Origin of the sequence: Lentzea sp., assembly GCF_036380075.1 — a bacterium.
Classification (GTDB): Bacteria; Actinomycetota; Actinomycetes; order Mycobacteriales; family Pseudonocardiaceae; genus Lentzea.
The window spans coordinates 1-6860 of record NZ_DASVFL010000129.1 but is presented as its reverse complement, the minus strand read 5'-3'; the positions used below and the strand labels follow the sequence as shown (position 1 = coordinate 6860).

The 6860-nt window shown below is 68.5% G+C and carries 7 protein-coding genes; 2 read left to right on the top strand and 5 right to left on the bottom strand.

Annotated features, from left to right (window positions below; genetic code table 11):
- A partial coding sequence (locus VF330_RS15815) for a choice-of-anchor P family protein (RefSeq protein ID WP_330852348.1) occupies positions 1–332 on the top strand: 332 nt, incomplete at its 5' end.
- Positions 333–386: 54 nt separating this feature from the next.
- Here VF330_RS15815 and VF330_RS15810 read toward each other — a convergent pair.
- From VF330_RS15810 to VF330_RS15790, 5 genes are all read right to left on the bottom strand, one after another.
- The gene (locus VF330_RS15810; RefSeq protein WP_330852347.1) at positions 387–1433 is read right to left on the bottom strand and encodes a GrpB family protein; all 1047 of its coding nucleotides are present in this window, start codon (positions 1431–1433) and stop codon (positions 387–389) included.
- A gap of 33 nt (positions 1434–1466) precedes the next feature.
- On the bottom strand, positions 1467–2354 hold the full coding sequence (gene ligD, locus VF330_RS15805; protein ID WP_330852346.1) for a non-homologous end-joining DNA ligase: 888 nt from the start codon (positions 2352–2354) through the stop codon (positions 1467–1469).
- Positions 2341–3786 (bottom strand): non-homologous end-joining DNA ligase, encoded by a 1446-nt coding sequence (gene ligD, locus VF330_RS15800; protein ID WP_330852345.1) that lies wholly within the window; start codon positions 3784–3786, stop codon positions 2341–2343. The genes ligD (VF330_RS15805) and ligD (VF330_RS15800) overlap by 14 nt, the downstream gene beginning before the upstream one ends.
- Entirely contained in the window at positions 3787–4611 is an 825-nt protein-coding gene (locus VF330_RS15795; protein WP_330852344.1) for a Ku protein, read from the bottom strand.
- Positions 4612–4730: 119 nt separating this feature from the next.
- Entirely contained in the window at positions 4731–5708 is a 978-nt protein-coding gene (locus tag VF330_RS15790) for a tyrosine-type recombinase/integrase (protein ID WP_330852349.1), read from the bottom strand.
- Between the two features lie 170 nt (positions 5709–5878).
- Here VF330_RS15790 and VF330_RS15785 point away from each other — a divergent pair, with 170 nt between their 5' ends.
- Positions 5879–6748, top strand: coding sequence for a hypothetical protein (locus VF330_RS15785; protein WP_330852343.1), 870 nt, complete (start codon positions 5879–5881; stop codon positions 6746–6748).
- Positions 6749–6860: the final 112 nt, after the last annotated feature.

The window sequence follows — 6860 nt, the reverse complement described above, 5'->3', positions numbered from 1 at the left end:
ACGCCGACTGCACCCTTGATGCCACCACCGGGCGCACCGTCGCCCAGGCCCGCGTCGAAGGCGCCAGCCTGCTCGGCGGGGCGATCACCCTCAACGCCGTCGAGGCCAAGTGCGTCAGCGACGCCAACGGCGTCACCGGCTCGTCCAAGGTCGGCACCCTCAACGGCCAGCCCATCGGCACCGGACCCGCCACCGTCGGCATCCCCGGCGTCGCCACCGTCCACCTCAACGAGACCACCACCGGACCGAACGGCCAGCTCGTCCAGAACGCCGTCCGCGTCCGCACACTGCTCGGACAGGAGATCATCCTCAGCGCCTGCCGCCTCGGCTGAACCGCCTGATCAGGCCCCGTGTGATCAGGCCCCGTGTGATCAGGCCCCGTGTGATCAGGCCAATGCCCGCAGGATGATCCTCTCGACCACGCGCGTCTTGGCGTCCGCGTAGTCCTGGACCCGGTCCCAGGACCCGCCCGCCAAGGCGCGCTTGGTCCGTTCGTACTCCTCCCGCGCCTCGTCGTCGGACCGCAGATGGTCGCGGAACACCAGCATCCGGTCCAGCTCCTCACAGGCGGGGGAGAAGACGTGCAGGTTCACCTCCGGCGCCTCGTGCCGCCTGAGCAACCGGTGCTCGTGCCACCCGTGCTGCCGCAACCGCAGGTAGTACCCGGCCCGCACCAACGCCGGCACGTAGGCGTCCTCGTCGTCCGAGTCCGGCACCACGAGCAGGATGTCGATCAACGGTTTCGCCGCCAGCCCCGGCACCGACGTCGACCCCACGTGCTCGACCCGCACCGCCACCTCGCCCAGCGCACCGCGGATCCGTTCTTCCTCGACCGCGTACCACCGCGCCCACTCCGGGTTGTGCTCCTCCAGCACGATCCGCACAGCCCCCGCCATCGCCGGGACCTCCGTCACGAACTCCACGTCGTCCGACGGCAACCGCCACTCCAGGTACGCGCGCTCGAGGATCCCCAGCACCACGGTGCTCTTCGCGGCCGCGTAGTCCTGCACCCGCTCCCAGTCCGACTCCGCCAGCTTCCGCTTCACCGACGCGTACAGCTCCCGGTCCGCCTCGTTCGCGCGCAACCAGTCCCGGAACAGCAGATGCCGCCGCACCTGCGCACACCCGCGCGGGAACACGTGCAGGTTGATGTTCGTGTCCGGCCCCTTCAGGATCCGGTGGTGGTGCCAATCGTCCTCACGCACCACCACCCGGTACCCCACGGCCTCCAACGCCGGCACGTACGACGCCTCGTCCGCCGCATCGGCTACCACCAGCATCAGGTCGACCACCGGCTTCGCGCACAACCCCGGCACCGACGTCGACCCCACGTGCTCCAGCACCGCATTCGGCAGAGCCGTCAGCACCCTCCGGCGTTCCCGCTCGTAGAGACCCGGCCACATCGGGTCGTACTCGGCGAGCTCGATGTTCACGGCAAACCCCCTCGTAGGCAGTCGGCCAGAATATCAACCCCCGAACAGCTCACCCGCCGCCTCGACCCGCTCCAGCACCTCGTCCGCCGTGAACACCAGGTCCTCCACCACCTCGCACTCCTCGACCTCGTCCCACGTCACCGGAGTCGACACCGCCGGCTTCTCCCGCGCCCGCAACGAGTACGGCGCCACCGTCGTCTTCGCCGGATTGTTCTGCGACCAGTCGATCAGCACCTTCCCGGTGCGCTGCGCCTTCGCCATCGACGACACCACCAGCTCCGGACGCTCCCTCGCCAGTCGCCGCGCCACCGCCTTCGCGTACTCCGCCGTGTCCTTCGCCGGCGCGTACGCGTACACCTGCATCCCCTTGTTGCCCGACGTCTTCGCCCACGAGTCCACGCCGTCGTCGTCCAGCACCGTCCGCACCAGCTCCGCCACCCGGCAGCACTCCACCACCGTCGCCGGCGCCCCCGGATCCAGGTCGAACACCAGCAGATCCGGATCCCGCTTGCCCCCGCGCGGCCCCACCGTCCACTGCGGCACGTGCAGCTCCAACGCCGCCAGGTTCGCCAGCCACACCAGCGTCGCCAGCTCCTCGACCACCACGTAGTTGACGGTCTCGTTGCCCTTCGAGCTGCCCGGCGAGTCCAGCCGCACCGTCCGCACCCAGTCGGGACGGTGCTCCGGCGCGTTCTTCTCGAAGAACCACTTCCCGCCCACACCGTTCGGGTACCGCTTCGTCGTCACCGGCCGGTCCCGCAGGTGGGGCAGCAGCACCGGCGCGATCCGGGTGTAGTAGTCGATCACCTCACCCTTGGAGAACCCGAAGTCCGGGTACAGCACCTTGTCCAGGTTCGTCAGCTTCAGCACCCGGCCCTCCACGCGCACCGCGACCTCCTTCGCGGCCTCACCACGGGTCAACGCGACGCACCTCCCCGGGCGACTTGTCCGGCCGCAACCCCCGCCACGCCGGGAACCGCATCCGCCCGTCCGGCGTCCACTGCCGGAACACCACCTCGGCCACCAGCTCCGGCTCCACCCACTTCGCGCCCCTGGACCTCTCCCTCGGCATCTCCGTCACGAACGGCGACGACCGCCGCGCCAACGCCGTCAACCGCGGCGTCAGCACCGCCAGTTCCGCGTCGTTGAACCCCGTGCCCACCGACCCCGCGAACGCCAGTCCGTCACCCTGCGGAATACCCAGCAACAACGCACCGATCACCCCCGCGCGCTTGCCCTCACCCATCCGCCAGCCCCCGATGACCACCTCCTGCGCCATCAGATCGGTGATCTTGCGCCACACCGGCGACCGCGCCCCCGGCTGGTAGACCGAGTCCAGCCGCTTCGCCACCACACCCTCGAGCCCCTGCTCCCGGCTCGCCGCCAGCACCGCCGCCCCGTCCTCGTCGTAGGACGGGGGAGTCAGCCAGTGCGACCCCCTCAGCTCCAGCCCCCGAAGCAGCTCCCGACGCTGCCGGAACGGAAGATGCAGCAACGACCTGCCGTCCAAGTGCAACAGGTCGAACAACAGCAAAGTGACCGGGTACTGACGAGCAGCCCGCCGCGCCGCATCCGACTTGCTCACGTGCATCCGGTTCTGCAGCGCGCTGAAACTCGGCCGCCCGTCCCGCAACGCCACGATCTCCCCGTCGAGCAACGCCTCCGTCGCCCCCAGCTGCTCACCCACACCCTGCAACTCCGGATAAGCCACCGTGATGTCGTTGCCCAGCCGCGACCACCCCTGCACCCGGCCACCCTCGACCCGCAGAACCGCCCGCACACCGTCCCACTTGAACTCGTACGCCCACTGGTCGTCATCGTCGTGGGGGAGAGGACCCGGAACCGCCAGCATCGGCTTCAGCAGCTCCGGCAACACCTGCCAGTCCGGCCTCGCCGGAGCATGACGGCGCTTCACCATCCAGTTCTTCCCATCCCCACCCGACCGGAAGAACACGAACTGCCCCTGCACCCGCTCACCGCGCAACACCACGTCGACCTCGCGGTCCGACCACTTCAGCGTCTCGTACCGGCCGCGGTCCCACAGGAACATCTCACCGCCGCCGTACTCACCCTTCGGAATCTCACCCGAGAACTCCGCATACTCAAGGGGGTGGTCCTCGGTGTGCACAGCCAGCCGCACCACATCCGTCGTCGGCGGCAACCCCTTCGGCACCGCCCACGACACCAGCACACCACCCCGCTCCAGCCGCACATCCCAATGCAGACTCGACGCGTGGTGCTCCTGGATCACAAAGGTGTCGTCATCGCCCTTCGGCAGCGCGTCAGCATCCGGTACGGGCTCCGGTGTCCTCGCCGGATCCCGCTTGCGCCGGTACTCGTCAAGCCCGGCCATCTACGCAGACGAAGCCTTCTTCTTGGGAGCGGCCTTCTTCGCCGCACCCTTCCGCCCCGCCTTCGCCTTCTCCACACTGCGCTCCAGAGCCGTCATCAGATCGATGACATCGCCCTTCTCCTCGGCCTCCGGCTGCTCGGGCAGCTCAGCACCCTCCGCCTTCGCCGCGATCACCTTCTCCAGCGCGTCCCGGTAGTCGTCGGTGAACGTGTCCGGGTCGAAGTCACCGGCCATCGACTCCACCAACGACGTCGCCATCTTCAACTCCTGCGGCCGCACCTCGACGTCCGAGTCCAGGAAGTCGAACTCCGCCTTCCGGATCTCGTCCGGCCACAACATCGTGTGCATCACCAGCACGTCGTCCCGCGCCCGGATCGTCGCCAGCGTCTCCTTCTGCCGGATCGTGATCTTCACGACCGCCAGCTGACCCGTCTTCACCAACGCATCCCGCAGAAGCACGTACGGACGCGCCGCCGCCTTGTCCGGCTCCAGGTAGTACGTCTTCTGGAAGTAGATCGGATCGATCTCCTCCGCCGGCACGAACTCCAGCACGTCGATCGACTTGTCCGTCTTCACCGGAAGCTTCTCGAAGTCCTCGTTCTCCATGATCACCATCCGGCCGTCGTCCAGCTCGTAGCCCTTGGTGATCTCCGAATACTCCACCTCCTCACCGCACACCGAACAGACGCGCCTGTACTTGATGCGCCCGCCGTCCTCCCGATGCACCTGGTTGAAACGGAAGTCGTGCTCCTCGACAGCCGTGTAGAGGCGCACGGCGATCGTCACCAACCCGAAGGAGATGGCCCCACGCCACACGGATCTCATTCCCATTGCGTACCCCTGAAATGCGGTTTTCGCACCAGCAGGTCACCCACACGGCCCAACCACCCCGGCAACCGGGCGACCCCGACACCCGAAGAGTCCCGCACACCCCTGGAACCCCGCTAGATGTCCTTCAAAGCCCGATACGTCCGGTTGCTCGCCACCGCCGCCCGCCGCTCCCGCGCCGTCGCCTCGATGTAGTTCTGACTCGTCGCCAGACTCGCATGACCCAGCAACGCCATGATCTCGCTCGCCGACGCCCCGTCCTCCGCCAGCCGCGTCGCGAACGTGTGCCGCAACGCGTGCAGGTTCGCCCCCGTCGGCACCCGGTCGTTCAACCCCGCCCACCGGAAACACGACTTCACCAGGTACTCCAGCCCACCCCGCCCGATCGGCTCACCGTGCCGGTCCCGCAACAACGCGCTGTCCCGGTCGAACCGCCCCTGCGGAAACCGCCGCTTGCAACTCTGCAGGTACGCGTCCACGATCCGCTCCATCGGCGGCTCGATCGGCACACTCCGATCCCGGTTGCCCTTGCCCTTCACGTGCAACCGCCGATCACCCTCCCGCCCCACCACGCTCGCCAGCGTCAACGTCCGCATCTCCGCACTGCGCAACCCCGCCACCAGACCCAGCGCGATGACCAGCACGTCCCGCTCCGGCCACGGGTCACGCCCCTTGCGCGCCCCCTCCGCGGCCGCCGTCAGCAGCTGCTCGGGCGTGTCCTCACCGCGCAGCGGCTTGGGCACCAGGGGAGGGGTCTTCGGGCGGGCGACCGCGCCCATCGGGTTGCCGGCGATGAGGTCCTCGGCCACGCAGAACGTCAGGAACTGGTTCCACGTCGACCACGCCCGCAGCACCGAGCTCTTGGCGTGGGTGTCCGCGAACAACCCGAAAGCGTGACGCAGGTTCGAGCCCGTGAGGTCCCCGATCGTCAGGTCCTCGACGGGGGACAGGAGCGTCTCGGCCAGGAGTGTGTTCACGCCGGAGAGATCCCGCTGGTAGGCCGCTGTGGTGTGCGGGGAGTCCTTGCGGGTCCGGCGGGCGAGGAAGAAGGCGTCCTGGGCGGCGAGCACGTGCATATGGATCTTGTACCGCACGACACCGACAATTCCGCTCGCCACCGGTGACTCACCTATTCCAACGTCACGAGCTCCGAGCCCCGCAGCACGTCGTCCAGGCATGGACGTACCGCAGGCAAATACTGGGCTTTTTCTGGGCATCGTGCTTCACTCACTACATGCCCAGAAAAAGCCCAGCAGAGAATGAGGTGGTCGCCGCAGTCGGGCAACTGCTGCGCCGCGGACTGCCGGTCACCCTGGCGGCCGTGAACCCGGTGCTGCTCGATCTGCGAGGGGTGATCGCCCGGACGGTCGACCCTGCGGACCAAGCCAGCCGTGCCACAGCACTGGACGGGACAGTGCGTGGTCTGCTGGCCCGGTTCCCCGACGCCCGGTACGCGGCAGCGGCACGGGCACTGTTCGGCCTTCCGCCAGCCACACCAGGCATCAACCTGACCGTGCGCCGCGAGCTCGCAGCCGAGCAGGCCGGCCACGAGGTGCACCACTTCCGCAAACGAATCGAGCCGAAACTGGTGGCGACGCTCGCGGCCGAGTTGATCGCCGACGCCGACCGATTCACCCGCTCACCGCTGATCGCACCCCGGCTCGCACCAGCGGCCAGACGTCAACCGGTGATCGCCGACCCGTTCGCGTGGGAGGTGGCCGAGCAAGAGCAGCAACTGTCGCTCTTGTGGTCGGCCATCTACGCCGCCCGCGCTGAGCTACTCGCCGTGGAACGGCTGATCAGCCTGCAAGCTGACCGGACCGACATCACCCGCGCCGCCGTGACCGCCGCGTGGCGGTGGGCCGTTGCCCGCGCCGAGGCGATCAGCTACACCACCGCCTTCGCCCCCGACCTCACGATCGACGATCTGACCGCCCTGGCCGGATGGACCCCAGCACTCACCGCAGCTCAGACATCACGGCTGACCGAGGCCGCCGCCGGTGGCGCCAGCCGCGAGCAGTTCGTCGCGTCCCTGTACGGAGAAACCGGCCTGGGCAACACCTGGACAGAAGGCTTCCTCACCGCACCTCCATCCCCCGAACACCGACCCGACAACGAGAACGGAAGCCCGTGACCAGCATCAACCCCAACCTGTCCGCTGCGCTCACCGCTGCGGCGGCTGGCGACCCGCGCCGCTACGTCATCACCGGCGGCCCATCGTCGGGCAAGGACGACCTGATCAGCGC

Bases quoted from the DNA above. Each gene is read 5' to 3' on its own strand.
- VF330_RS15795 (WP_330852344.1), bottom strand. From the start codon at position 4,611: ATGAGATCCGTGTGGCGTGGGGCCATCTCCTTCGGGTTGGTGACGATC.
- ligD (WP_330852345.1), bottom strand. From the start codon at position 3,786: ATGGCCGGGCTTGACGAGTACCGGCGCAAGCGGGATCCGGCGAGGACA.